Below are 25056 nucleotides of genomic sequence, written 5' to 3' on the forward strand. Positions count from 1 at the left end.
CATTTGTATATTATTGACTCAAAATTTTTTTTATGTCAAAATTTGGTGAGCTTATAAATGCCCAGGTTCCGGTACTGATTGACTTCTATACAGAGTGGAACGAGCAGTCTGTTTCCATGCATCCGGTGATCCGCGATGTGGCTGCCGCTTTGGGCGATAAGGCTAAAGTCATTAAGATTGATGTGGACAAGAATCAGGAACTGGCCGATGCCTTAAGGATTAAAGGACTGCCAACGCTGATGATTTACAAAGATGGCGAGATGATCTGGAGGCAATCCGGGGAGCTTGACGCAAACACCATCATCGGGATAGTCCAGGAGCAGCTTTAAGTTAAAGCGGCAAACCGGTATCCCTTTCCCTTCAATATCCGGATCGTTTCAGGCAATGCTTTTTCAAGGTTTCCGAAAGCCTTGATGCTGTCATGAAATATGATGATGCTTCCGGAAGTTGTTTTTTTGGTGGCATTTTCAATACACTTTTCAGGAGTTACCTTTTTATCGTAATCTACGGTAAGGATATCCCACATGATGATTTTATAACCGAGTTTCAGGATTTCCGTAGCCTGGGCCGATTTGATCCTGCCATAAGGCGGACGGAATAACTTTAGGTCCGGCGCATTGTTTTCTGCCATCACGTTTTGGCATAAATCGAAATTCTCAAGATAGGTGTTATCCTCGGTGTTCCAGCCTTTAAGGTGGTTGTAGGTGTGATTCCCTACAGAGTGGCCCTCATTAAGTATCCGTTTAAATATTGCGGGATTATTACTGATGTTATTGCCGATGCAGAAAAACGTGGCTTTGATCTGGTGTTCGTTTAATACATCCAAAACCCATTCCGTTACTTTCGGCGTAGGCCCGTCATCAAACGTCAGGTAGACCGTTTTGCCGCTATTGGGAATGTCCCACACATAGCGTGAAAAAAACTTCTTAATGAAACGATTTGTCTTAACCCAATAGAAATGCATAGGCATAAAAAAACAGCAACCCGAAGATTGCTGTTTGTAATTCAATTATTCTTCTTTTTCAAAATGGTGTATCTCGTACAATTTCGCAAACCTTTTCGTATAGCTCAGGAAGGTGTCGTGCGCAGGGCCGTATAGCGCCATATCCTTATTCTCCTTCATGATGTCAATCTGCCCTTTGTACTTGTAAATATCATTGAAGATATCCATATGGATGTCATTTTGCTCACTGATGGACAGTTTGCTGTAATAGTTCAGGTTCTCCTGGTACTTCCTGATGATTTTTGCTGAAAGCTTCCGGGCATTGGCCGCATCGCCAATCTTATAATATCCGTTTACGAAAGAATCTAGCATGACATAATAACCGTAATATTCGAAAGGCATTTTCTGCATGGCCAGTTCAATCACTTTCCTCGCTTTGTCGGTCTTGCCTTCAAGGATGAGCTGGTCCATCAGCCTGGCGAGGTTCGTGCGGAATGAAATACTGTTTTTCCTGGTTTCCGGATCATGGTAAATGTGTGGGCTTTCCCCATTGCCCCAATCCCATTTCATGACGATATCATACATCTTTTCAGAATCGATCTGCCCCATATCCAGCTGGCTTGAATCCTTGTTGAAAGGTGTCCTCACAGGAACGAGTTTGTACACCATGCCGTCAAGCTGCAAATAATCTTTCATCCAGATGTAATCATCATCGCCGAAACTTCCGCCTGTAAAATATACCGGGCGTTTCCAGTTGTTGTTCTTGATGATATCGAGCATCATCAGCCTGTTTTTATAAATGGCCTGGCCTTTGATCGTGATATCAATATAAGGTACGATGGAGTCATTATATTTAGGGTTGACCACTTTATTAGCGATGACACTATTCTTGTCAACCGGGATGCGGATTTTATTTGTGGGATAGAAATGAATCTTCTGGCCATTTTTCAATTCAATGATATTCCTGCCTGTAGGATCGTCTGTGGCAATGAAGTTTATGAATGAATTGATGTCCGGGCGCACGTCCGATTGGCCTGTGTAAGCAATATAATCAAGTTTATCGCCTACATATTGATCGTGCGTAAATGAAATCGGCATCGGATCTGAATTATAAGCTTTGGATTTCATCTGGTCAATGTACCAATCGGTCATCAATAAGCTGGTGTTGACAATGCGCACGTCAGTCCGTACTTTTTCGATTTCCTGCGCATACCAAAGCGGGAACGTATCGTTGTCACCTATCGTAAATAAAATAGCGTTGGGTTCACAGGAATTCAGGTATGCTTTTGCCATAGAAACGGCAGTATATTTTCCGGAACGGTCGTGGTCATCCCAGTTTTGGCTGGCCATGAGTACCGGACCCGCCAATAAGGTGATTCCGATTGTCAAAGGAGCAAGGATTTTCGGCGAAAGCCATTTTTTGGCAGAATCATAAAGCGAATACACCCCGAATCCGATCCACATCGCAAAAACATAAAAGGAACCTACCAGGGCATAATCCCTCTCACGCGGCTCAAAAGGCCTTTCGTTAAGGTAGATTTTTAGCGCCAGTCCTGTGAAAAGGAACAATACCAGTAAAACATAGAAACTTTTCAGGTTTTTGCCAACGTGATAGATGAAACCGATCAGCCCGAGGATAAAAGGCAATGCAAAATACAGGTTGCGGCCCTTATTGTCTAAAACATCGGACGGAAGGTTTTGCTGGGAGCCCAAGCGGAGTTCGTCAAATGGAGTAATCCCGGTCATCCAGTTGCCGTCCATATTGTCATATTTTCCCTGGATGTCGTTTTGCCTGCCGCTGAAATTCCACATCAGGTAGCGCCAGTACATGTATCCGAACTGGTATTCCACCATAAAACTCAAATTGTCAACCGTAGAAGGTTTTTCAATAATAAGGTAATCCCCGTAGCTTTTCAGGAATTTTGAATAGCCTTCGATATCGATTTCCTTCTTTTGGAAGGCTACCCTGAATTCATTAACGGTTTTCTCAACTTCCGATTGCAATTGTGCGGCTGCAGCCTGCACTTGTTCAGGATCGGCAGTTTCGACATCGATGCCGTATTGCGCCAAATCTTCCGAATAGTCGTAATTCGGGTCCATCCTGAATTCCAGCGGATGGCTGAATCTCATGTAGTTTTCGGCGTGTTCCGTACTCCACATCCTTGGCAGGATGGCTTTGTGTGCATTGGAAGTGTTTTGCTCCGCCTTGATGTAGTTGTTGGTAATGACGTATTTTCCGGTTTTGTAATCCCTTTCGTAATTAGGCTCTTTGTCGATGTATGGTTCATCTTTGTCAAGTCCGGCATACATGTCAGAAAACTGCGGGCCGTAAAATAACGGATTCACGCCGTATTGTTCCCTGTTGTAATACGCTAATACTTCCCTTGCATCCGAAGGCTTGTTCTCATTGATCACGGTATTGGCATTGGCACGTATCGGCAGCATCATCCAGGTGGAGAACCCGATCAGGATGAATAAGATGCATAGGATTCCAGTGTTGATCTGCACATAGCCCTTGCTGCGTGTGTACCGTAGTCCAAAATAGAAAAAAGCAATGAATAACAACGCAACGAATATCGTTCCGGAATTGAAAGGCAGGTTGAGTTCATTGACCATAAATACTTCCGTATTTGCAAAGAACGACATGGTTAAAGGCAGGAGAAGCTTAAAAATGAACAGCAATATCGCCACCACAACGATGTTGGCAATGATAAAACTCTTGATCGTGATTTTTTCGTAATTTTTGAAATAATACAAAAATCCGATGGCAGGAATGGTCAGCAAAGCCATGAAGTGTACACCAAATGACAATCCAATAATTAACGAAATAATCAAGAGCCAGCGATTCCCTCTGGGCGTATGCATGTCCTGTTCCCAACGCAGACCGAGCCATAATAATAAGGAGATGAGCAGCATGGCCATCGCATATACTTCGGCTTCGACGGCATTAAACCAGAAACTATCCGAAAATGTATAAGCCAAAGCGCCTACAGCGGAACTTCCAAGGATCATCACAAGGTTGGTTTTAGTCAATTCTGAATAACCGGAAACGACTTTCTTAAGGATTATTGATGACGACCAAAACATAAAAAGAATTGTAAAAGCACTCGAAAATACCGACATCATATTGACCATCAGTGCAATCAGCTTATCATTTCCAAAAGCGAACATCGCGAAAAACGCGCCCAACATCTGGAACAATGGCGCTCCCGGCGGGTGGCCCACTTCGAGTTTCGCTGCGGTCGGGATGTACTCCCCGCAATCCCAGAAACTCATTGTCGGCTCGACCGTTAAGGTGTAAGTGATTAAAGCGATTGCGAATACGCACCATCCGGTAATCGTATTCCATTTTTTGAAGTTGAATGCCGCCATAAATCTCGTATGTTTCAGTTTTGAATTTTGTGATACAAAGAAAATGTTTTTTTACGGAATGCAGCGGGCATTAACAATTTTTTCATTAATAGATTGATTATTTGGTAAAAGCGTGTTTTTTATGGCTTTGCAGGGCATAATATAAGCCGTTGCAGAATAAAATAATTGTATTTTTTTGTTCAAAAATTTGGAGGGTTTGATTTTTGTGCTAAATTTGCACTCGCAATATGCAAGCTGGTCTATGGTGTAATGGTAACACAGCTGTTTTTGGTGCAGCCTTTCTAGGTTCGAGTCCTAGTAGACCAACAGAAAAAGCCTCCTTGAAAAGGGAGGCTTTTTTGTTTTTATTATTGTTGATTCCTAAAAATAAAAATTCCAAATTCCATTGTTAAAGCTGGAATTTGGAATTTGTTTTTTATATCATATTTTGAAAGTTATCACAGGCCTTGCCGCATGGCTTACCAAATCCTCGCTGATGCTTCCATTGAAGAAATGTGAAAACCCGGTACGCCCGTGTGTGCAAACACCAATAACATCGGCATCAACCTTATTGGCATAATTCAGGATGCCTTTTTCTACGTTATAATCGTTGTAGATGTGCAGTGAATGCCTGCTGATGGTAAAGTCTCTGATGAAATCATTCATGACTTTTTCAGCTTCTGTAGTCGACCTGAAACTGTTAGGTGTATTGATCATTACAAGGTTAAGGTCTGCGTCGAAAATATTGGCAAAATCCACAAGTTTCTGGAAAGGCTTTTTAATTTCTGCTGAAAAATCCGAAGCAAAAACAAAATTATCAGCTTTAAAGTTCGGCGTGTCATTTTTTACAACCAGCACCGGAACGTCGGAAGTGCGGACGGTTTTTTCCGTAATCGATCCGATGGTATTATTGTCAAATCCCGAGGCGCCATGAGAGCCCATTACGATAAGGTCTATATTGTGCTCTTTGCTGTAAGTGGCAATCCCTTCAAAGGCTTTTTCGCTTCGGGCTTCTGTAACCACGTGTATGCCGTCCAGTTCGCCGTTTTCTTTAAGAAGGTCAAGTTTTTCCTGTGTTTTTTTCAGGAAAAGCATCACTTCTGGGATGTTGACACCGCTGCTTACGGCATCGTTCATGTGAGTGGGAAGGTCAAGTAGATTGAGGAGATAAAGGTCGCTATTGGTTTTTTTGGCGATTTGTGCCGCGACATTCATGGCGTAGTTTGCGTGTTCAGAAAAATCGGTTGGGACGAGAATTCTTTTCATAATAAAAAGTGTAAGAAGATTATTAAAAAATCGATTGTTTTAACAAATTAAAGATAAGAATTATTTTTAGATAAGGCAATGATTTTGATTTACAAAAAAATAGCTATATTTGCACCGTTATTTATTACAACTTAAATAATGAGGGGAGCATCGCTCCCCTCTTTTTATAAAATTATGACATTCAGGGAAAAAGTCGCGGCATTATTAGAACAGGGATTGATCGAAAAACCCGATGTTTTTTTAATTGACCTTAATATTTCAGATGCTTTTAAGATTACCGTCACGCTGGATGGCGATCATGGCGTCACTTTGCAGGACTGCATTGACATCAGCCGTGCGATAGAACATAACCTTGACCGCGAAGAGCAGGATTTTTCGCTTGAGGTAGCTTCAGCAGGTGTTTCGTTGCCGTTGAAGATGGTCAGGCAGTATAAAAAGAATCTCGGCAGAACGCTGAAGGTTAAAACGGCTTCAGAAAGTATTGAAGGTGAGCTTGTTGAGGTGAATGAGGAATTTATTACCTTAGCTTGGGAAGCAAGAGAGCCAAAAAAAGTCGGAAAAGGAAAGGAAACTGTACAGAAAACACAACGGGTTCCGTATTCGGAAATAAAAGAAGCAATGGTTACAATAACATTTAATTAAAAGAGTTGGCATGGAAAATTTAGCATTAATCGATTCATTTTCAGAGTTTAAAGACGATAAGCTCATTGATCGTGTAACGCTTATGGCGATTTTGGAAGATGTGTTCCGCAATGCATTAAAGAAGAAATTCGGTTCAGATGATAATTTCGATATCATCATCAACCCTGATAAAGGGGATATGGAAATCTGGAGGAGAAGGGTAATCGTTGCTGATGACGACCTGGACCTGGAGAATGAGGAGATCACATTGACCGAGGCCAGAAAAATCGAGCCGGACTTTGAAATCGGGGAAGAAGTTTCCGAAGAAGTAAAATTGATTGATTTGGGAAGAAGGGCGATTTTGGCTTTGCGCCAGAACCTGATTTCTAAAATCCATGAGCATGACAATACCAATCTTTACAAGCAGTTTAAAGACCTTATCGGTGAAATTTATACGGCTGAAGTACACCATGTTCGCCCAAGAGTCGTAATTTTGGTTGACGACGAAGGAAATGAGATCGTATTGCCGAAAGAAAAACAGATTCCGTCTGACTTTTTCCGCAAAGGGGATAACGTGCGCGGCATCATAGAAAATGTCGAGCTGAAAGGCAACAAGCCGCAAATCATCATGTCCCGTACGTCAGAGAAATTCCTTGAGAAGTTGTTTGAACAGGAAATCCCGGAAGTTTTCGACGGCTTGATCATGGTGAAAAGCGTGGTTAGGATTCCTGGTGAAAAAGCGAAAGTGGCTGTAGATTCATATGATGACAGGATTGATCCTGTTGGAGCCTGTGTCGGAATGAAAGGGTCGCGTATCCACGGTATCGTCCGCGAATTAGGAAATGAAAATATCGACGTGATCAACTATACGACAAACCAGCAATTGTACATCACAAGAGCATTAAGCCCTGCTAAAGTATCTTCGATCAAGATCAATGAAGAAACCAAAAGAGCTGAGGTGTTTTTGAAATTGGAAGAAGTATCAAAAGCCATCGGAAGGGGCGGGCACAACATTAAGCTGGCCGGTTTGCTGACCGGTTATGAGCTGGATGTTATCCGTGAAGGCAACATTGCTGATGAAGAAGATGACGTAGAATTAACAGAGTTCTCAGACGAAATCGAAAGCTGGGTGATCGAGGAATTTGCAAAAATCGGCCTCGATACCGCAAGAAGCATCCTGAAACAGGATGTAAACGATCTTGTCAGGAGAACAGATCTTGAGGAAGAAACCATCCTTGATGTGATGCGTATCCTTAAAGAAGAATTTAGCAACTAAAAATCCTTTGCAACACAACTAAAGGTAATTATAAAAACAATTTATGTCTGAAGAGAGAGTAATAAGAATTAACAGGGTTTTAAGGGAGCTGAATATTTCCTTGGAAAGGGCCGTTGATTATCTTAAAGATAAGGGGATTGCCATCGATGCAAATCCGAACGCCAAGATTTCCGAAAGAGAATTCGGCATCCTGCAGGACCAATTTGCAGGCGACAGGGGGAATAAGGAAGCTTCGAAAGAAGTGGGCGAAGAAAAAAGGAAAGAAAAAGAAGCGTTGCGCATCGAAAGGGAGCGTGAGATTGAAGAAAAGCGCAAACATGACGAAGAGCGCCTGAAAAGCCAGCAGGAAGTGATTAAGGCCAAAGCAGTAGTGACAGGCCCGAAAACTGTCGGTAGCATCGACCTCAATCCAAAAAAACCTGCAGTTCCTGAGCCAAAAGCTGCGGAGCCGGTTAAAACGGAACCAGTTAAAACGGAACCTGCAAAACCTGAAATTGTTCAGGCTGAAACGCCTGTTGCTGTTGCTCCTCCGGTTGTTACTCCTGAAAAGCCGACGACTACCGAAGCAGCTGCGCCTGCACAGGATGAGGCTATTACGACACAGTACGTGCAACTTTCAGGGGCTACCTTTACAGGGCAGACGATAGATTTGTCGCAATTTGACAAGCCTAAAAAGAAAAAAGAAGATCTAAAGATTACGCCCAATAATCCGGGTGCAAATGCTGCCGGAGCTGCGGGTCAAAATAAGAATAAACGCAAGCGTATTGCTCCAAAACCCGGAACGCCGGGCGGAAACAATACCAACAATGCCGGGAATAATGCCAACAGAGGGCCGGGTGGAAAACCTGCTTTCAATAAACCGGGCAACCGTCCTGCTATAGTAGCTAAAGTTGAGCCGACAGAGGAAGAGGTTAAAAACCAGATCCGTGAAACACTTGAAAAGCTTCAGGGCAAAGGCGGAAAATCCAAAGCAGCGAAATACAGGAGGGATAAAAGGGAAACACACCGCCAGAAATCAGACGACGAGCAAAGGGCTATCGACGAAGGCAGTAAAACCATTAAGGTTACTGAGTTCGTTACCGTAGGCGAGGTGGCCACCATGATGGATGTGCCAATTACAAAAGTAATCGGAACCTGTATGTCACTTGGAATCATGGTTACCATGAACCAGCGCCTTGATGCGGAAACGCTGACAATTGTTGCGGATGAATTCGGTTTTGATGTGGAATTCATCACAACGGATCTTGAAGAAAACATTAAAGTGGTTGAAGACCGCGAAGAAGACCTTGTCAACAGGGCGCCGATTGTAACCGTAATGGGTCACGTCGATCACGGTAAGACTTCGCTTCTCGATTATATCCGTAAGGAAAACGTAATCGCCGGGGAGTCCGGAGGGATTACGCAGCACATCGGTGCTTATGGAGTGACTTTGGATAACGGACAAAAAATCGCATTCCTTGATACACCGGGTCACGAGGCGTTTACCGCCATGCGTGCGCGTGGTGCCCAGGTAACCGATATTGCTATTATCGTAGTGGCTGCAGACGACGATATCATGCCGCAAACCAAAGAAGCCATCAGCCACGCACAAGCTGCAAATGTGCCTATTATCTTCGCCATCAACAAAGTGGATAAGCCAAATGCCAATCCTGAAAAAATCAAGGAAAGGCTTGCCGGGATGAATCTTTTGGTGGAAGACTGGGGCGGAAAAATCCAGTCACACGATATTTCGGCTAAAGTCGGGACGGGTGTAAAGGATTTATTGGAAAAAGTATTGCTCGAAGCTGAAATCCTTGACCTGAAAGCCAACCCGGACAAACCTGCTTCAGGGACCGTGGTAGAAGCTTTCCTTGATAAAGGTAAAGGATATGTTTCCACAATCCTGGTTCAGGACGGGACATTGAAAGTCGGAGATTACATGCTTGCCGGAAAACACCATGGAAAAATCAAGGCGATGCACGATGAGCGCGGACACATTGTTAAAGAAGCAGGGCCTTCAACGCCGGTATCGGTACTTGGTTTGGATGGTGCTGCGACAGCTGGTGATAAATTCAATGTTTTTGAAGATGAAAGGGAAGCCAAAGCGATTGCTGCAAAACGTACGCAATTGATGCGTGAGCAATCCGTCCGTACACAAAGGCACATTACACTTGCCGAAATCGGTAGGCGTATCGCGCTTGGACAGTTTAAAGAACTTAACATTATCCTTAAAGGGGACGTTGATGGTTCTGTGGAAGCGCTTTCTGACTCATTCTCAAAATTATCGACGGAAGAAATCCAGATCAATATCATTCACAAAGGAGTAGGTGCGATTACTGAAACTGATGTTATGCTGGCTTCTGCTTCAGATGCGATCATTATCGGATTTAACGTGCGCCCTGCCGGAAATGCAAGGCAGTTGGCCGATAAAGAGGAAATCGATATCCGTAATTACTCAATCATCTATGATGCCATCGATGACTTGAAAGACGCCATGGAAGGGATGCTTTCTCCTGAAATGAAGGAAGAAATTACCGGAACTGCAGAAATCAGGGAGATTTTCAAAATCTCAAAAGTGGGGTCTATTGCAGGTTGTATGGTTACCGATGGAAAAATATTCAGGAACTCCCGAATCCGTATCATCCGCGAGGGCGTGGTGGTACACACCGGGGAGCTTACGGCCCTGAAGCGTTTCAAGGACGATGTGAAAGAAGTCTCAAAAGGCTACGATTGCGGAATCCAGGTGAAAGGTTACAATGATATCGAGCAGCTTGATATTATTGAGGCATTCCAGGAAGTTGCCGTTAAGAAAAAGTTGAAGTAGTTGCTGAGTCACTGAGTTGCTGAGCATCTTAGTTTTTCAGTCTATAAAATAAAAAAGCGTCCAAATTATGGGCGCTTTTTTATTTTCAATAGTCAAAACTTTAATTTTGCTCATCAACTCAGCAACTACTTATTCGGCTTTATCAAAAGCGCGTTCGGATACTCCGCCTTAATCTCATTCAGGCTGCGTTCGGCTTCGATGCGTGTCTTGAAATTCCCTGCCCAAACTTTATAGAAAGGCGTGTTGAAAATGATGGTAGCGTCAAAGTTTTTGAATTTCTTCTTAAAGTCGGCCAGTGATTTTTTCGAACTTTCACTGTCACCGGTATAAATCTGGATTTTATAACGATCGTTTACGGTAATGGAAGAGTTGATCCTGCGTTTTTCTTTTAGCAGAGTTTCGAATTTAGGGTCTTGGCTGATGGTCGTTTTTGGTTCCTGTGAAAACATCGGAACAGCAGATAAAATTAAAATGCCAATAGTCGACAATGCCTTTATCTGATTCATTTTTTTCATAAGTGTATGTTTTTTAAACAAATGTAATATTTCCAGCAATACAACGGCTCCGCAAATTATTTAGAATTGGTATAAATTGGATATTAAGATATATTTAAGGTTTTGAGAATGGTTCATAAATTGTATTTTTGTGCAGGTTTAAAAAGGGTGTATTCTGCTTTTTCGTTGAGAATCAGGGAAAAAGGTTACATCATCATTAGTCGATAATCATCTAAAATATGAAAAAGGTGGGTAACCATAATTCGATTTCGAAAAATTTATTTTACAGTTTGGCGATTCTGCTGGCTTTTTCCTTCACTTCTTTTGCTCAAGATCCTGCTGCTCCGATGGCTACTACTACGGCTGCTCCGGCAACTGGCGCTGCGGCTCCGGCTGCTGCTGGTGATCCTGCTGCGGGGAAGGGCTTGTTTAATGCAAACTGTGCTGCATGTCACAAGCTTGATGCTAAAATGACGGGTCCTGCTTTGAGGAATGTTGCGGAAAGGCACGACAAAGAGTGGCTTTATAAATGGATTCACAACAGCTCTGAGATGATCAAATCTGGGGATGCTGCTGCTGTAAAGTTGTTTGAAGAAAATAACAAATCGGTAATGACGCCTTTCCCTCAATTGTCGACTACTGATATTGATAATATTATCGCGTATACTTCTCAGCCTGCTCCGGTTGCTGAGAAAACTGGATCTACATTGCCTCCGGGAACTGAAGCTGCTTCTGGTGGTATGTCAAACACGCTGATTCTTGGGATCTTGATAATTGTCCTGGCTGTTCTTGTCGTAATGCTTGTTCTTGTAAACCGTACGCTGAAGAGAATCGCTGCGGCAAACGGTGTTACCTATCCTGAAAAAGAACCGAGGATTTCAATCTGGAAAGCATATGCCAAAAACCAGTTCCTTGTTTTGGTTACGGCTATTTTTCTTTTGCTTGCCAGTGGTTATTATGTATACGGCTTCCTGATGCAGGTGGGCGTTGATCAGGATTACCAGCCGGTTCAGCCAATCCATTATTCGCACAAGATTCACGCCGGTGATAACGGTATTGATTGTAAATATTGCCACTCTTCGGCAAGGGTCAGTAAGAATGCGGGAATCCCTTCTTTGAATGTTTGTATGAATTGCCATAAAAACATCTCTGAATTCCAGGGTGATAAGGATTCTATTTACGATTATTCTAAAGAATTCTATACTGGCGAAATCCAAAAATTATATGATGCAGTGGGCTGGGATAAAACAACCCAGAAATATACAGGTAAATCCCATCCTGTAAAATGGACACGCATCCATAACCTACCTGATTTTGCTTACTTCAACCACTCGCAGCACGTTACTGTTGCTGGGGTAGAATGCCAGAAATGCCACGGCCCGGTTCAGACTTATGAAGTGCAGAAACAATTTGCTCCATTAACTATGGGTTGGTGTATCAACTGTCACCGCGAAACTGAGGTGAAGATGGAAGGTAATGACTATTACAAAAAGATCCACGAAGAACTTTCCAAAAGATATGGCGTTGATAAGCTGACGGCTGCCCAAATGGGTGGACTTGAATGCGGTAAATGCCACTATTAATCCGTAACGGACCGGAAGAACAAAAATAATTTAAGAAGCTAATATTTATATAAGATGTCATCAAACAAAAAATACTGGAAAAGTGTTGAAGAACTAAACGAAAATAGTTCTATTGTTGAGGCGTTAAGGAATAACGAATTCATCGAAGCCATCCCAACAGATGAGTTTCTTGGAGATAAAGAAGCACTGTCTTCTTCTTCCACCACCCGTCGTGATTTCTTAAAGTACGTAGGATTTTCAACTGCAGCAGCATCGCTTGCCGCTTGTGAGGGTCCGGTAGTTAAATCGATTCCTTATGTGGTGCAGCCGGAACAGATTATTCCGGGTGTTGCGAACTTCTACGCAACGTCTGTTTTCGATGGATTTGATTTCGCCAACATCCTTGTAAAAACAAGAGAAGGCCGTCCGATTAAAATTGAAAACAATACGATTGCCGGTGCTAAATTCTCTGCCAATGCCAGGGTTCACGCTTCCATTTTGTCTTTGTATGATAATATGCGTCTGAAGCAGCCTAAGGTGGCCGGTAAAGATGCTTCCTGGACTGATGCTGATGCTGAAGTAAGAAAAGGCCTAGCCGCTGCTAAAGCAAATGGTGGGCAAATCGTATTGCTTACCGGAACATTGGCGAGTCCTTCTACTGAAAAACTGATTTCTGAATTCATTGCGCAAAACCCAACAGCTAAGCATGTTGTGTATGATGCGGTTTCTTCGTCGGCGGCTTTGGATGCTTATGAAATGGCTTACGGAGAAAGGGCGTTGGTGGATTATGACTTTTCAAAAGCGGGTACAATCGTTTCTGTCGGCGCGGATTTCTTAGGGGATTGGCAAGGAGGCGGTTATGATTCTGGGTATGCAAAAGGAAGAATTCCTGCAAATAATAAAATGTCCAAGCATTTCCAGATGGAGTCAAATATGACTTTATCCGGCGCTGCTGCAGATACAAGAATTCCAATGACGACTGCACAACAAAAGCAGGCGCTGGTACACATATATAATGTTGTCGTTGGCGGAGGGGCTTCTGTAAACCTGGACGCAAAAGTGAAAGCCGGAGTTGATAAAGCCGCGCAACAATTGAAATCATCAGGATCTAAAGGGCTTTTGGTTTCAGGAATCCAGGATAAAAATGCACAATTGCTTGTTTTGGCAATCAACAGCAGGCTGGCCAGCGAGGCTTTCCTGTCTGCCGGTGCAAGACAGATCAGAAAAGGTTCCAACGAAAAAATGGCGCAATTGGTGAGCGATGTTATTGGCGGAAAAGTGCAGGCATTGATCATGAGCGGCGTGAATCCAGTGTATACTTTGCCTAATGGTAAGGTATTCGGTGAAGCCGTGAAGAAAATGCCACTTTCAGTAACTTTTTCTTTAAAAGACGATGAAACTGCAATGGTGTCCAAAGTGGCTATCGGAACGACACATTATCTTGAATCATGGAATGACTTGAGTTTGGTAAAAGGAAGCTACGCTTTGACACAACCAACCATTCGTCCATTATTCCCACAAACCAAACAATTCCAGGAAGCTTTATTGTCCTGGACAGGAAATACAGGAAGTTTCTACAGCTATGTAAAGGCAAATTCGGCGGCTTACACTTCGGGCTCTTCATGGAACCAGGTGTTACATGACGGTGTATTTGCTGCAGCAGTTACTCCGATGAGTGCTGCTTCAGTTGATGCTTCTGCGGCAGCGTCGGCACTTTCACAGGCTAAAGGAGGCGGAACAGAATTGGTGCTTTATACCAAAACCGGAATGGGAGACGGCCAGCAGGCCAATAACCCATGGTTGCAGGAATTCCCGGATCCGATTACAAGGGTTTCATGGGATAATTACGTAACTGTTTCTGCAAAAGACGCTAAAGCGTGGGAGCTTGAAAATTACAATGTGGCCAATGGCGGACTTAACGGTAGCTATGTGACTCTGGAAGTTAATGGAGTGAAACTGGAAAATGTTCCGGTAATCATCCAGCCTGGTCAGGCGCAAGGTACCGTAGGTGTAGCGCTTGGTTATGGTAAAACGGCTTCACTTAAAGAAGAAATGCAGGTAGGCGTTAATGCTTATACCTTATATAATAATTTTAATGATGTCCAGCCGGTTAAGATTTCAAAATCTGGCGGTTCACACGAATTTGCGTGCATACAGCTGCACAAAACCTTAATGGGGCGTGGGGATATCATCAAGGAAACCACGCTGAAAATCTTCAGTTCTGAAGAAGCGGAAGTGTGGAACGAGCAACCAATGGTGTCATTGGATCACAAAGAAGTCCCTGCTACATCGGTGGATTTATGGGAGCCTTTCGACCACTCTGTGGGACACCACTTCAATCTTTCAATCGACTTAAATGCCTGTACAGGTTGTGGCGCCTGCGTTATCGCTTGCCACGCTGAGAACAATGTTCCTGTAGTTGGGAAATCTGAAATGAGGAGAAGCCGTGATATGCATTGGCTGCGTATCGACAGATATTATTCTTCGGAAGAGACTTTTGCGAAAGACGATATCAAGAAAGAAGAATTCGATGGTTTATTTGGTGAAAAAGGTTCATTAGGCGGTTTCAGTGAAATGGAAAATGCATACGCTGAGAATCCTCAGGTAGCTTTCCAACCGGTAATGTGCCAGCACTGTAACCACGCTCCTTGTGAGACTGTTTGTCCGGTAGCTGCTACTTCACACTCACGCCAGGGACAAAACCATATGGCTTACAACCGTTGCGTTGGTACCAGGTATTGTGCAAACAACTGCCCTTACAAAGTACGTCGTTTCAACTGGTTCCTGTATGCCAATAACAATGAATTCGATTACCATATGAACAATGATATGGGTCGTATGGTATTGAATCCTGATGTAAACGTACGTTCACGTGGGGTGATGGAAAAATGCTCTATGTGTATCCAGAAAACCCAACTGACCATCCTGACCGCCAAACGTGAAGGAAGGGAAGTGAAGAAAGATGAATTCGAAACCGCCTGTTCAGCAGCCTGTTCATCAGGAGCAATGATTTTCGGTGACGTAAACAATAAAGAAAGCAAGGTAGCCGAATTGGCACAAGATGACAGAATGTACCACCTGTTAGAGCACGTAGGGACAAAACCGAATGTGTTTTACCATGTAAAAGTCAGAAATACCTAATCGAATTAATTAATCAGAAACAATATAAAGGATTATGTCGTCTCACTACGAAGCACCCATTAGGAAACCTTTAGTCATAGGTGATAAAACTTATCACGATGTAACAGTTGATGTAGCCGCACCGGTTGAAGGCAAAGCGAATAAACAATGGTGGGTGGTTTTTTCCATCGCATTGGCCGCTTTCCTTTGGGGAATAGGATGCATCACTTATACCATCTCGACAGGTATCGGGGTATGGGGATTAAACAGAACTGTAAACTGGGCCTGGGATATTACCAACTTCGTTTGGTGGGTAGGTATCGGACACGCGGGAACGCTGATTTCTGCGGTGCTGTTACTTTTCCGTCAGAAATGGAGAATGGCGATAAACCGTTCTGCGGAAGCGATGACCATCTTCTCAGTAGTGCAGGCTGGTTTGTTTCCGATCATCCACATGGGCCGTCCATGGTTGGCATACTGGGTACTTCCGATTCCTAACCAATTCGGATCACTTTGGGTAAACTTCAACTCTCCGTTGCTTTGGGACGTATTTGCAATCTCCACCTATTTATCTGTATCATTGGTGTTCTGGTGGACAGGTTTATTGCCGGATTTTGCAATGATCAGGGACAGGGCCGTAACGCCATTCACCAAAAGAATATACAGCATCATCAGTTTCGGATGGAGCGGACGTGCCAAAGACTGGCAGCGTTTTGAGGAGGTTTCCCTCGTATTGGCAGGTTTGGCAACACCACTTGTACTTTCAGTGCACACCATCGTATCCTTTGACTTTGCTACCTCAGTAATCCCAGGTTGGCATACGACCATCTTCCCTCCGTATTTCGTTGCGGGTGCGGTATTCTCAGGATTTGCGATGGTAAATACACTCCTTATCATTATGAGGAAAGTATCTCACCTTGAAGCATATATTACCATACAACATATCGAATTGATGAACATCATCATCATGATTACAGGATCGATAGTAGGTGTGGCGTATATTACCGAATTATTCGTGGCCTGGTATTCAGGAGTAGAATACGAACAATATGCGTTCCTCAACCGCGCTACCGGACCTTACTGGTGGGCATACTGGTCGATGATGACGTGTAATGTATTCTCTCCACAGTTCATGTGGTTCAAGAAATTGCGTACGAGCATTATGTTCTCTTTTGTAATTTCTATTGTAGTAAATATCGGTATGTGGTTCGAAAGGTTTGTAATCATTGTGACTTCGCTTCACAGGGATTACCTGCCGTCATCATGGACAATGTTCCAGCCTACGTTTGTAGATATCGGGATATTCATCGGGACAATCGGTTTCTTCTTCGTGTTATTCCTCCTTTACGCAAGGGCTTTCCCTGTAATCGCGCAGGCAGAGGTTAAAACGATCCTGAAAACATCCGGAGACAATTATAAAAGATTAAGAGAAGCAAATAAAGATTCACACCATGAGTAGTAATAAAGTTATTTACGCTATTTACAATGATGATGACGTGCTGATGGACGCCGTGAAGAAAACACGTGCAGCCCACCATCACATCGAAGAAGTTTTCACGCCGTTTCCGGTGCACGGATTGGATAAGGCTATGGGAATAGCACCAACAAGGTTAGCGATTTGTGCCTTTATTTATGGTTTGTGCGGACTGTCATTCGCTACCTGGATGATGAATAATATCATGATTTCAGACTGGCCTCAGGACATCGGGGGCAAGCCAAGTTTCAGCTACATCCAGAACATGCCGGCTTTCGTACCGGTAATGTTTGAGATGACCGTATTTTTCGCAGCCCACCTTATGGTAATCACTTTTTACATGAGAAGCAGGTTGTGGCCTTTCAAAGAAGCTGAAAATCCTGATGTAAGGACCACCGATGACCATTTCCTGATGGAAGTGGCTGTAAAAGGAAACGAGGATGATATGGTCGCCTTCTTCCAGAATACAGGTGCAGTTGAAGTTAAAGTAATTGAAAAACATTAATCACAGATATGAAAACGGTAAACAAATTAGTGTTTTTATTAGCATTGTCAGCATTTGCGGTTTCCTGCCACAATAAGGAAAATCCGAATTACCAATACATGCCTAATATGTACCAGTCTGTAGGTTATGAAACCTATTCAGAATCGAATGCTTTCAGGAACGGGAAAGAAGGGCAGTTGCCTCCTGATGGAACCATTAAAAGAGGTTACGTTCCTTACGAGTATCCTAACACCACTGAAGGATATAATGCTGCCAAAGCAAACCTGAAATCACCGTTGGATTCTACTGCTGTAGACATGGATAAGGCCGGACAGCTATTCAATATTTATTGTGCCATTTGCCACGGCGAAAAAGGCGATGGAAAAGGGAATCTTTCCAAAAGGGAGAAATTCCTTGGTGTTCCAAGCTATAAAGACAGGGTAATCACCGAAGGCAGTGTCTTCCATGTGGAAACTTTCGGTCTTAACGCCATGGGATCTTATGCCAACCAGCTTGATACACACGAGCGTTGGATGGTAGCTGCTTATGTAATGAAGCTGAAAAGCGAACTTTAAAATTGTATAACACACTGATTTACTAGATATGTACACATTTTCAAGCAAATTAAAAACACTTTCGATTGTCCTGATGATTCTTGGAATCCTCGGAATAGGATATGGTTTTTTAAATGCACCAAAAAATACGGCAGACGTAGAAAAGATTCTTAAGGATGAAGAAGCACATCATGGTGGCGGACACCACGAAGCTGCCGCTGAATCTACTCATGAAATGCCTAAAGTACTTTCTGCTGAAGAACATCATGCAGCCGCACAGCATGAAGAAGCTACTCATGAAGTAGCTGAAGCAGCAAAGGACACTGCATCTGTGAAATTGTTGGATACCATATCAGTTGATTCGACTAAAGTTGCTGTAGCTCCAGTTGAAGAAGAACATCATGCTGAAGCTAAGACCGCACACGCTGAAGAACACCATCTTACAGCTGCTGAAGAAAAGGCGCACCATGAAGAACATGTAAACCACGTGCTTCATCAATTGCAAAACAAACCATGGTCTGCTTTATATGTAGCCTGTATTTTTGTAATGTTGATTTCATTGGGTGCTTTGGCATTCTACGCTATTCAACAAGTAGCACAAGCAGGCTGGTCTCCGGTGTTGTTCCGTGTAATGCAGGGAATTACAGCTTATCTTCCTGTAGGATCGGTTATTTTCTTCGTACTATTGGTTTTATGCGGATTGCATTACAATCACATATTTGTATGGATGGCTGATGGCGTTACTGAAAAAGGACACGAAAACTATGATAAACTCGTAGCGGCAAAATCAGGTTACCTGAATTTTCCATTCTGGATTATCCGTGCGGCGATATTCTTAATCGGGTGGAATCTATACCGTTATTTCTCAAGAAAAAACTGCCTTGCACAGGACGAGTCTTCAGACAACTCTTTCTACAAAAAGAATTTCAACATATCAGCGATGTTCCTTGTATTTTTCATCGTTACCGAATCAATCATGTCATGGGACTGGATTATGTCTGTTGATCCCCACTGGTTCAGTACCTTATTCGGATGGTATGTATTTGCTAGCTTCTTCGTAAGCGGCATCACCACCATTGCTTTGGTAACATTATATCTTAAATCTAAAGGCTATCTGGAGCATGTCAATAACAGCCACATCCATGATCTTGCAAAATTCATGTTCGGTATCAGTGTATTCTGGACCTACTTATGGTTCTCACAATTTATGTTGATCTGGTATGCTGATATTCCTGAGGAGGTTACTTATTTCTGGACAAGGATTGAATTGTATAACCTTCCTTTCTTCGGGGCTGTCGTAATGAACTTCGTTTTCCCGATCCTGATCCTGATCAATTCAGATTTCAAACGCCTTACATGGATTGTTGTAATGGCTGGTATCGTAATTCTTTTCGGTCACTATGTAGATTTCTTCAATATGATTATGCCGGGAACCGTAGGAGACCGCTGGTTCATAGGTATTCCTGAAATCGGATCATTGTGCTTCTTCATCGGATTGTTCTTATTGGTGGTATTTACGGCGCTTACAAAAGCACCATTATTGCCAAAACGCAATCCTTTCATCGAAGAAAGCAAACATTTTCATTATTAATATTTAAAGTACAAACAGATGACAAGTTGGTTAGTAATTATTGTTTTAGTTCTATTATCGATTGCCGTTTGGCAGCTGACTAAAATATTTGATTTAACTCAGGTCGGAGGTCAGGCCAATAAAACCCAGGTTGCCGATGATAAGGATAACAACGTTCAGGGCTACTTAATGTTTGGCTTTTTGGCATTCATTTATATTTTCACCATCTATGGGTTATTAAAGTGGGGACACTTTGTATTGAGCAATCCTGCTTCTGAGCACGGAAAGGAAATCGACAGGCTGATGAACATCACCTGGGTACTGATTTTTATCGTCCAAGCCGTTACTCAGGTTTTATTGCACTATTTTGCCTTTAAATACAGAGGGAAAAAAGATCAGAAAGCACTCTATTTTGCTGACAATAGCAGATTGGAAGTTATCTGGAGCGTCATTCCTGCAGTAGTTCTCGCCGGTTTAATCCTTTACGGACTTTATGCCTGGACAAATATCATGTTTGTCAATGAGAAGACTGAAAAAGTAATGGTAGTAGAATTATACGCCAAGCAATTCCAATGGGAAGCAAGATATTCAGGTGCTGATAACGTACTTGGAAAAGCAAATGTAAGATATATCGAGGGTGTAAACACCTTAGGAGTTGACATGGACGACCCTAATGCGCAGGATGACAAAACCGCAACCGGCGAGCTTCACTTGCCAAAAGGGGTGAAAGTATTGTTCAAATTCCGTTCTCAGGATGTATTGCACTCGGCCTATTTCCCACACTTCCGCGCCCAAATGAACTGTGTGCCGGGAATGGTAACACAATTCGCCTTCACGCCAACAATCACTACCGTAGAGATGCGTGCCGATGGCGATATGATCAAGAAAGTGGAACACATCAACAAACTGAGGTCAGACAAAAGCAAAAAGCTAGTCGCTGAAGGCAAGGCTGCTTTAGATCCTTATGTGTTTGATTACCTGCTGCTGTGCAATAAGATTTGCGGACCTTCACACTACAACATGCAAATGAAGGTGGTGATTGATGAGCCGCAGGATTTCAAAAAGTGGATTGACAGCCAAAAGACTTTAGCACAAGCTGTAAAAGAAGACAAGGCTTCAAAAGAGGCTCCGGCTGAAGCTCCAAAAGCTACTCCGGCTGCTGCAGATACGACTAAAGTTGTCGCTCAATTAGTTAAAAAATAGACTCTTTTAAATAAAAATTAAAGTACATATGTCAGCAATAGCTCACGATCACGGACACGATGACCACGCTCATGACGAGCACCACCATAAGGATACATTTATCACTAAATATATCTTTAGCATAGATCATAAAATGATCGCCAAGCAATACCTGCTTACGGGTATTATTATGGGTGTTATCGGTGTGGGTATGTCAATGCTCTTCAGGATGCAGTTGGCGTGGCCGGAAGAATCATTCAAGATTTTTAATTTTCTTTTAGGAGATAAGTTTGCTCCAAACGGAGTAATGCGTAATGATATTTACCTTGCCCTTGTTACCATTCACGGTACTATCATGGTATTCTTTGTATTAACTGCAGCACTTAGTGGTACCTTCAGTAACTTATTGATTCCATTACAATGTGGTGCACGTGATATGGCTTCCGGCTTCATGAATATGATCTCATACTGGTTGTTTTTCCTTTCAAGTGTTGTCATGATCAGTTCTTTGTTTGTTGAATCAGGCCCTGCATCAGCCGGATGGACAATTTATCCACCCCTCAGCGCACTGCCACAGGCTATACCGGGCTCAGGAACAGGTATGACTTTATGGTTGGTTTCTATGGCTATCTTCATTGCGTCATCATTGATGGGTTCATTGAATTACGTTGTTACAGTAATCAACTTAAGGACAAAAGGAATGAGCATGACAAGATTGCCTTTGACAATCTGGGCGTTTTTCATCACCGCGGTTATCGGTATCGTATCGTTCCCTGTTCTTCTTTCTGCAGCTTTATTGTTGATTATGGACAGAAGTTTCGGAACATCGTTCTTCCTGTCTGATATCTACATCGCTGGAGAAGTTTTACACTATCAGGGCGGTTCGCCGGTATTGTTCGAGCACCTTTTCTGGTTCCTGGGCCACCCGGAGGTTTACATCGTATTGCTACCTGCATTGGGTATCACTTCTGAGATTATAGCAACCAACTCACGTAAACCGATCTTCGGTTACCGTGCAATGATTGCTTCTATCCTTGCCATTGCCTTCTTATCAACCATTGTTTGGGGGCACCACATGTTCCTTTCAGGAATGAACCCGTTCCTTGGATCTGTATTTACATTTACAACATTATTGATTGCAATCCCTTCTGCGGTAAAAGCATTCAACTATATCACAACCTTATGGAAAGGTAACCTGCAGCTGAACCCTGCGATGCTTTTCTCTATCGGGTTGGTGTCAACTTTTATTACCGGTGGTCTTACGGGGATTATCCTTGGAGACAGTACGCTTGATATCAACGTACATGATACGTATTTCGTTGTAGCGCACTTTCACCTGGTAATGGGTATCTCCGCACTTTACGGAATGTTTGCCGGGATCTACCATTGGTACCCGAAAATGTTCAAACGCATGCTGAATAAGAACTTAGGTTACATCCACTTCTGGGTCACTGCGGTTTGTGCTTATGGCGTTTTCTTCCCAATGCACTTCATCGGGATGGCCGGATTGCCAAGGCGTTATTACACCAACACAAACTTCCCATTGTTCGATGACCTTCAGGATGTAAACGTTTTGATTACAACATTCGCATTGGTGGGAGGAGCTTTCCAGTTGGTATTCCTTTTCAACTTCTTTTACAGTATTTTCTATGGTAAAAAAGCAGTTCAGAATCCATGGAGGTCTAACACTTTAGAGTGGACTGCCCCAATCGAACACATCCACGGTAACTGGGACGGACCAATCCCTGAAGTACACAGGTGGCCATATGACTACAGCAAGCCAGGCCATGAGGAAGACTTTATCCCTCAAACCGTGCCGATGATGCCGGGCGAAGAAGAACTTCATCACTAAGATAAACAGAAAGCCTTCCTGCAACGGAGGGCTTTTTTGTTTTCGGATTTTTTAATTTCTATATTTATGCAAAATATTTCATCATGGAAAATACTAAGGAATATTCAAACGGAGAAGTAACCATTGTCTGGAAGCCTGAAATTTGTATCCATTCCGGGATTTGCGCACGCGGACTGCCCTCAGTTTTCAAACCAAAAGAAAAACCCTGGATAAATCAACATGGCGCTCCCACCCAGGATATTACGGACCGCATCGACAAATGTCCTTCCAAAGCACTTTCCTATTATATGAACGATAAACCACAAGCCAATGGATGATTTCAGCCTCAACGAAGAAAAGAAACGTTTTGAACTAAAAGCAGAAGGGCACACCGCTTTTATAGAATACATCCTGACCAACGACAACACCATGTTCCTTACCCACACCGAAGTGCCGACCGCTTTGGAAGGAAAGGGTGTCGGCAGCCGGATTGTAGAAAAAGCATTGCAATACATTGCTGATCACGATTACAAACTCGCGCCACTCTGCCCTTTTGTAGCAAAATACCTCACCCGCCATACCGATTGGAAGTCGTTGCTGGCTCCCGGCTATAACGTCTGATTTATCCTGCGAGTTGTTCGGTTAATAATTATATTTGTGCCATGAATGAGAACCTGAATCCGACCAACAAGCATTTCAACAACGAGGAACTTGATCTTGAAAAGAAATTGCGCCCACTGGCTTTTGACGATTTTTCAGGCCAGGACCAGGTGCTTGACAATTTAAAAGTATTTGTCGAGGCAGCCAACCAACGCAATGAAGCTTTGGACCATACGTTGTTTCATGGCCCTCCGGGATTGGGGAAAACCACTTTGGCAAACATCCTTGCCAACGAGTTGGGTGTCGGGATTAAAATCACTTCCGGCCCGGTTTTAGATAAACCTGGTGATCTTGCGGGATTGCTTACGAATTTAGAAGAGCGCGACGTTTTATTCATTGATGAAATCCATCGTTTAAGCCCCATCGTGGAAGAATATTTGTATTCTGCAATGGAGGATTTCAAGATTGATATCATGATTGAATCCGGCCCGAATGCCAGAAGCGTACAAATCGGGTTGAATCCATTCACACTTGTCGGTGCGACCACACGCTCCGGATTATTGACCGCGCCGATGCGTGCCCGTTTCGGCATACAAAGTCGGCTGCAATATTATACGACCGAATTGCTTACCACCATCGTCCAGAGAAGTTCTGCGATCCTCAAAATGCCCATCACCATGGAAGCAGCGATTGAAATTGCGGGACGCAGCCGTGGCACGCCGCGTATTGCGAATGCCTTGCTGCGCCGCGTACGCGATTTCGCCCAAATCAAAGGCAACGGTAAAATCGATATTGAAATCGCGCGTTATTCTTTAAAAGCCCTGCACGTTGATGCGCACGGCCTTGATGAAATGGACAATAAGATCCTGAACACCATCATCGATAAATTCAAAGGCGGCCCCGTCGGATTGTCCACTTTGGCCACCGCGGTTTCCGAGAGCAGCGAAACTATCGAAGAGGTCTACGAACCGTTCCTGATTCAGGAAGGGTTTATTATGCGTACGCCACGAGGGCGTGAAGTAACTGAGAAGGCTTATAAGCATCTGGGTAAAGTGAAGATAGGCATTCAGGGAGGCTTATTTTAATTTTAAGATTATGGAAAAGATCTCGACAATTGTCTTATTTCTGGTCGTATCCATTTGCTTCGGACAAAATAAATCCCAGGATGTCCATCTTCAATATGGGACTGATAAGCAGCAAAACCTCGACCTCTATCTTCCGGCAACCATTGATGCCAAAACCCCTGTAATAATCCTGTTACATGGTGGTGCCTGGATGATGGGTGGCAATGAGTATACCGCAAAACATGCGGGCGACCTTCGTGACCGCGGTTTTGTCGTAGCCAATGTAGATTACCGTTATGTTAGTAAAGATGTATATTTCATTGACTTATTAACGGATATTGAAAGTGCCATGGATTATTTGTACCAGAACGCCGATAAATATCATTACGCCAAAGCGGGTTATCATCTTGTCGGGATCAGTGCAGGCGCGCATCTCGCATTGCTTTATGGATATACGACCGTTAAAAAAGTCAAATCCATCACGGCACTCTGCGCTCCGTCCAGGCTGGATTCCGAAGAGGCATTACGATTCATCGAAAAGAACGGATTACTTCATAACATCGAATGGCTCGCCAACGCGAGTTATCCCGGCAAAGGCAAACCCGGCAAAGCATTTACCACTATAAGCCCCTACTCGCAAATCGAAAACATCCCGACATTACTCATCCACGGTACAAAGGACACCTTGGTGCCGTACCAGCAATCGGTCGATTTGCTTGCACTTTTACAACGAAAAAAAGTGGATTCCAGGCTCATCACTATGGAAGGAAAAAGACATGACGTGGGCATGAACCAGCAGGATTCAGAGAAAATAGTATTGGATGCCATCGTGGATTGGATAAACACACACCAGTAAAGCCC

General features: G+C 43.3%; 20 protein-coding genes and 1 tRNA gene. 17 read left to right on the plus strand and 4 right to left on the minus strand.

What is annotated here, in order from left to right; genetic code table 11:
• The first annotated feature begins 32 nt into the window (after positions 1-32).
• The gene (locus HYN49_RS05370) at positions 33-329 is read left to right on the plus strand and encodes a thioredoxin family protein (RefSeq protein WP_108370100.1); all 297 of its coding nucleotides are present in this window, start codon (positions 33-35) and stop codon (positions 327-329) included.
• Here the strand turns inward: HYN49_RS05370 and HYN49_RS05375 are convergent.
• Both HYN49_RS05375 and HYN49_RS05380 read right to left on the minus strand, forming a co-directional pair.
• Positions 326-1009: a polysaccharide deacetylase family protein gene (locus HYN49_RS05375; protein ID WP_317045872.1), complete on the minus strand. Its 684-nt coding sequence runs from the start codon at positions 1007-1009 to the stop codon at positions 326-328. The two genes, HYN49_RS05370 and HYN49_RS05375, sit on opposite strands and share 4 nt — an antisense overlap.
• Positions 1010-4315 (minus strand): glycosyltransferase family 117 protein, encoded by a 3306-nt coding sequence (locus tag HYN49_RS05380; protein ID WP_108903166.1) that lies wholly within the window; start codon positions 4313-4315, stop codon positions 1010-1012.
• A gap of 235 nt (positions 4316-4550) precedes the next feature.
• Between HYN49_RS05380 and HYN49_RS05385 the strand changes: the two genes are divergently transcribed.
• Positions 4551-4621: transfer RNA gene (locus HYN49_RS05385), tRNA-Gln, on the plus strand.
• Between the two features lie 114 nt (positions 4622-4735).
• On the opposite strand, the gene HYN49_RS05390 is transcribed toward HYN49_RS05385, so the two are convergent.
• Positions 4736-5560 (minus strand): universal stress protein, encoded by an 825-nt coding sequence (locus tag HYN49_RS05390; protein WP_108903167.1) that lies wholly within the window; start codon positions 5558-5560, stop codon positions 4736-4738.
• Between the two features lie 174 nt (positions 5561-5734).
• Between HYN49_RS05390 and rimP the strand changes: the two genes are divergently transcribed.
• The 3 genes from rimP to infB are packed head-to-tail and all read left to right on the plus strand — an operon-like array spanning position 5735 to position 10260.
• Positions 5735-6202: a ribosome assembly cofactor RimP gene (gene rimP / locus HYN49_RS05395; RefSeq protein WP_108904965.1), complete on the plus strand. Its 468-nt coding sequence runs from the start codon at positions 5735-5737 to the stop codon at positions 6200-6202.
• A 10-nt stretch (positions 6203-6212) separates the two neighbouring features.
• Positions 6213-7457: a transcription termination factor NusA gene (nusA, locus tag HYN49_RS05400; RefSeq protein ID WP_108903168.1), complete on the plus strand. Its 1245-nt coding sequence runs from the start codon at positions 6213-6215 to the stop codon at positions 7455-7457.
• Positions 7458-7500: 43 nt separating this feature from the next.
• A complete protein-coding gene (gene infB / locus HYN49_RS05405; RefSeq protein WP_108903169.1) occupies positions 7501-10260 on the plus strand; it encodes a translation initiation factor IF-2 in 2760 nt (919 codons plus the stop codon).
• 125 nt (positions 10261-10385) lie between these two features.
• Here infB and HYN49_RS05410 read toward each other — a convergent pair whose 3' ends face one another.
• Positions 10386-10775 carry an SPOR domain-containing protein gene (locus HYN49_RS05410; protein WP_108904966.1) on the minus strand — a complete coding sequence of 130 codons (390 nt, stop codon included), beginning with the start codon at positions 10773-10775 and terminating at the stop codon, positions 10386-10388.
• A 218-nt stretch (positions 10776-10993) separates the two neighbouring features.
• Between HYN49_RS05410 and HYN49_RS05415 the strand changes: the two genes are divergently transcribed.
• The 12 genes from HYN49_RS05415 to HYN49_RS05470 all read left to right on the plus strand — a co-directional run bounded on the left by HYN49_RS05415 (position 10994) and on the right by HYN49_RS05470 (position 25051).
• The gene (locus HYN49_RS05415) at positions 10994-12337 is read left to right on the plus strand and encodes a c-type cytochrome (RefSeq protein ID WP_108903170.1); all 1344 of its coding nucleotides are present in this window, start codon (positions 10994-10996) and stop codon (positions 12335-12337) included.
• Between the two features lie 54 nt (positions 12338-12391).
• Positions 12392-15457, plus strand: coding sequence for a TAT-variant-translocated molybdopterin oxidoreductase (locus HYN49_RS05420; RefSeq protein WP_108903171.1), 3066 nt, complete (start codon positions 12392-12394; stop codon positions 15455-15457).
• A gap of 34 nt (positions 15458-15491) precedes the next feature.
• Positions 15492-16895 carry an NrfD/PsrC family molybdoenzyme membrane anchor subunit gene (gene nrfD, locus HYN49_RS05425; RefSeq protein WP_108903172.1) on the plus strand — a complete coding sequence of 468 codons (1404 nt, stop codon included), beginning with the start codon at positions 15492-15494 and terminating at the stop codon, positions 16893-16895.
• Positions 16888-17415: a DUF3341 domain-containing protein gene (locus HYN49_RS05430; RefSeq protein WP_108903173.1), complete on the plus strand. Its 528-nt coding sequence runs from the start codon at positions 16888-16890 to the stop codon at positions 17413-17415. Before nrfD ends, HYN49_RS05430 begins: the two co-directional genes overlap by 8 nt.
• A gap of 8 nt (positions 17416-17423) precedes the next feature.
• Positions 17424-17969 (plus strand): c-type cytochrome, encoded by a 546-nt coding sequence (locus HYN49_RS05435; RefSeq protein WP_108903174.1) that lies wholly within the window; start codon positions 17424-17426, stop codon positions 17967-17969.
• A gap of 28 nt (positions 17970-17997) precedes the next feature.
• Positions 17998-19539: a cation-translocating P-type ATPase gene (locus tag HYN49_RS05440; RefSeq protein WP_108903175.1), complete on the plus strand. Its 1542-nt coding sequence runs from the start codon at positions 17998-18000 to the stop codon at positions 19537-19539.
• 18 nt (positions 19540-19557) lie between these two features.
• Entirely contained in the window at positions 19558-20721 is a 1164-nt protein-coding gene (locus HYN49_RS05445) for a cytochrome c oxidase subunit II (RefSeq protein ID WP_108903176.1), read from the plus strand.
• Positions 20722-20749: 28 nt separating this feature from the next.
• Positions 20750-22552, plus strand: a complete 1803-nt coding sequence (locus HYN49_RS05450) for a cytochrome c oxidase subunit I (RefSeq protein ID WP_108903177.1) — start codon at positions 20750-20752, stop codon at positions 22550-22552.
• A gap of 83 nt (positions 22553-22635) precedes the next feature.
• Positions 22636-22869, plus strand: coding sequence for a (4Fe-4S)-binding protein (locus HYN49_RS05455; protein ID WP_108903178.1), 234 nt, complete (start codon positions 22636-22638; stop codon positions 22867-22869).
• A complete protein-coding gene (locus HYN49_RS05460; protein WP_108903179.1) occupies positions 22862-23152 on the plus strand; it encodes a GNAT family N-acetyltransferase in 291 nt (96 codons plus the stop codon). The genes HYN49_RS05455 and HYN49_RS05460 overlap by 8 nt, the downstream gene beginning before the upstream one ends.
• 41 nt (positions 23153-23193) lie before the next feature.
• On the plus strand, positions 23194-24216 hold the full coding sequence (ruvB, locus tag HYN49_RS05465) for a Holliday junction branch migration DNA helicase RuvB (protein ID WP_108903180.1): 1023 nt from the start codon (positions 23194-23196) through the stop codon (positions 24214-24216).
• Positions 24217-24226: 10 nt separating this feature from the next.
• Positions 24227-25051: an alpha/beta hydrolase gene (locus HYN49_RS05470; RefSeq protein WP_108903181.1), complete on the plus strand. Its 825-nt coding sequence runs from the start codon at positions 24227-24229 to the stop codon at positions 25049-25051.
• Positions 25052-25056 lie beyond the last annotated feature (5 nt).

It is taken from the genome of Flavobacterium pallidum (assembly GCF_003097535.1).
In the GTDB taxonomy this organism is placed as follows: domain Bacteria; phylum Bacteroidota; class Bacteroidia; order Flavobacteriales; family Flavobacteriaceae; genus Flavobacterium; species Flavobacterium pallidum.

Excerpts from the sequence above, each read along its gene's own strand:
- HYN49_RS05370 (WP_108370100.1), top strand. The coding sequence starts at position 33 with ATGTCAAAATTTGGTGAGCTTATAAATGCCCAGGTTCCGGTACTGATT.
- HYN49_RS05380 (WP_108903166.1), bottom strand. The coding sequence starts at position 4,315 with ATGGCGGCATTCAACTTCAAAAAATGGAATACGATTACCGGATGGTGC.
- HYN49_RS05390 (WP_108903167.1), bottom strand. The coding sequence starts at position 5,560 with ATGAAAAGAATTCTCGTCCCAACCGATTTTTCTGAACACGCAAACTAC.
- rimP (WP_108904965.1), top strand. The coding sequence starts at position 5,735 with ATGACATTCAGGGAAAAAGTCGCGGCATTATTAGAACAGGGATTGATC.
- nusA (WP_108903168.1), top strand. The coding sequence starts at position 6,213 with ATGGAAAATTTAGCATTAATCGATTCATTTTCAGAGTTTAAAGACGAT.
- infB (WP_108903169.1), top strand. The coding sequence starts at position 7,501 with ATGTCTGAAGAGAGAGTAATAAGAATTAACAGGGTTTTAAGGGAGCTG.
- HYN49_RS05410 (WP_108904966.1), bottom strand. The coding sequence starts at position 10,775 with ATGAAAAAAATGAATCAGATAAAGGCATTGTCGACTATTGGCATTTTA.
- HYN49_RS05415 (WP_108903170.1), top strand. The coding sequence starts at position 10,994 with ATGAAAAAGGTGGGTAACCATAATTCGATTTCGAAAAATTTATTTTAC.
- HYN49_RS05420 (WP_108903171.1), top strand. The coding sequence starts at position 12,392 with ATGTCATCAAACAAAAAATACTGGAAAAGTGTTGAAGAACTAAACGAA.
- nrfD (WP_108903172.1), top strand. The coding sequence starts at position 15,492 with ATGTCGTCTCACTACGAAGCACCCATTAGGAAACCTTTAGTCATAGGT.
- HYN49_RS05430 (WP_108903173.1), top strand. The coding sequence starts at position 16,888 with ATGAGTAGTAATAAAGTTATTTACGCTATTTACAATGATGATGACGTG.
- HYN49_RS05435 (WP_108903174.1), top strand. The coding sequence starts at position 17,424 with ATGAAAACGGTAAACAAATTAGTGTTTTTATTAGCATTGTCAGCATTT.
- HYN49_RS05440 (WP_108903175.1), top strand. The coding sequence starts at position 17,998 with ATGTACACATTTTCAAGCAAATTAAAAACACTTTCGATTGTCCTGATG.
- HYN49_RS05445 (WP_108903176.1), top strand. The coding sequence starts at position 19,558 with ATGACAAGTTGGTTAGTAATTATTGTTTTAGTTCTATTATCGATTGCC.
- HYN49_RS05450 (WP_108903177.1), top strand. The coding sequence starts at position 20,750 with ATGTCAGCAATAGCTCACGATCACGGACACGATGACCACGCTCATGAC.
- HYN49_RS05455 (WP_108903178.1), top strand. The coding sequence starts at position 22,636 with ATGGAAAATACTAAGGAATATTCAAACGGAGAAGTAACCATTGTCTGG.
- HYN49_RS05460 (WP_108903179.1), top strand. The coding sequence starts at position 22,862 with ATGGATGATTTCAGCCTCAACGAAGAAAAGAAACGTTTTGAACTAAAA.
- ruvB (WP_108903180.1), top strand. The coding sequence starts at position 23,194 with ATGAATGAGAACCTGAATCCGACCAACAAGCATTTCAACAACGAGGAA.
- HYN49_RS05470 (WP_108903181.1), top strand. The coding sequence starts at position 24,227 with ATGGAAAAGATCTCGACAATTGTCTTATTTCTGGTCGTATCCATTTGC.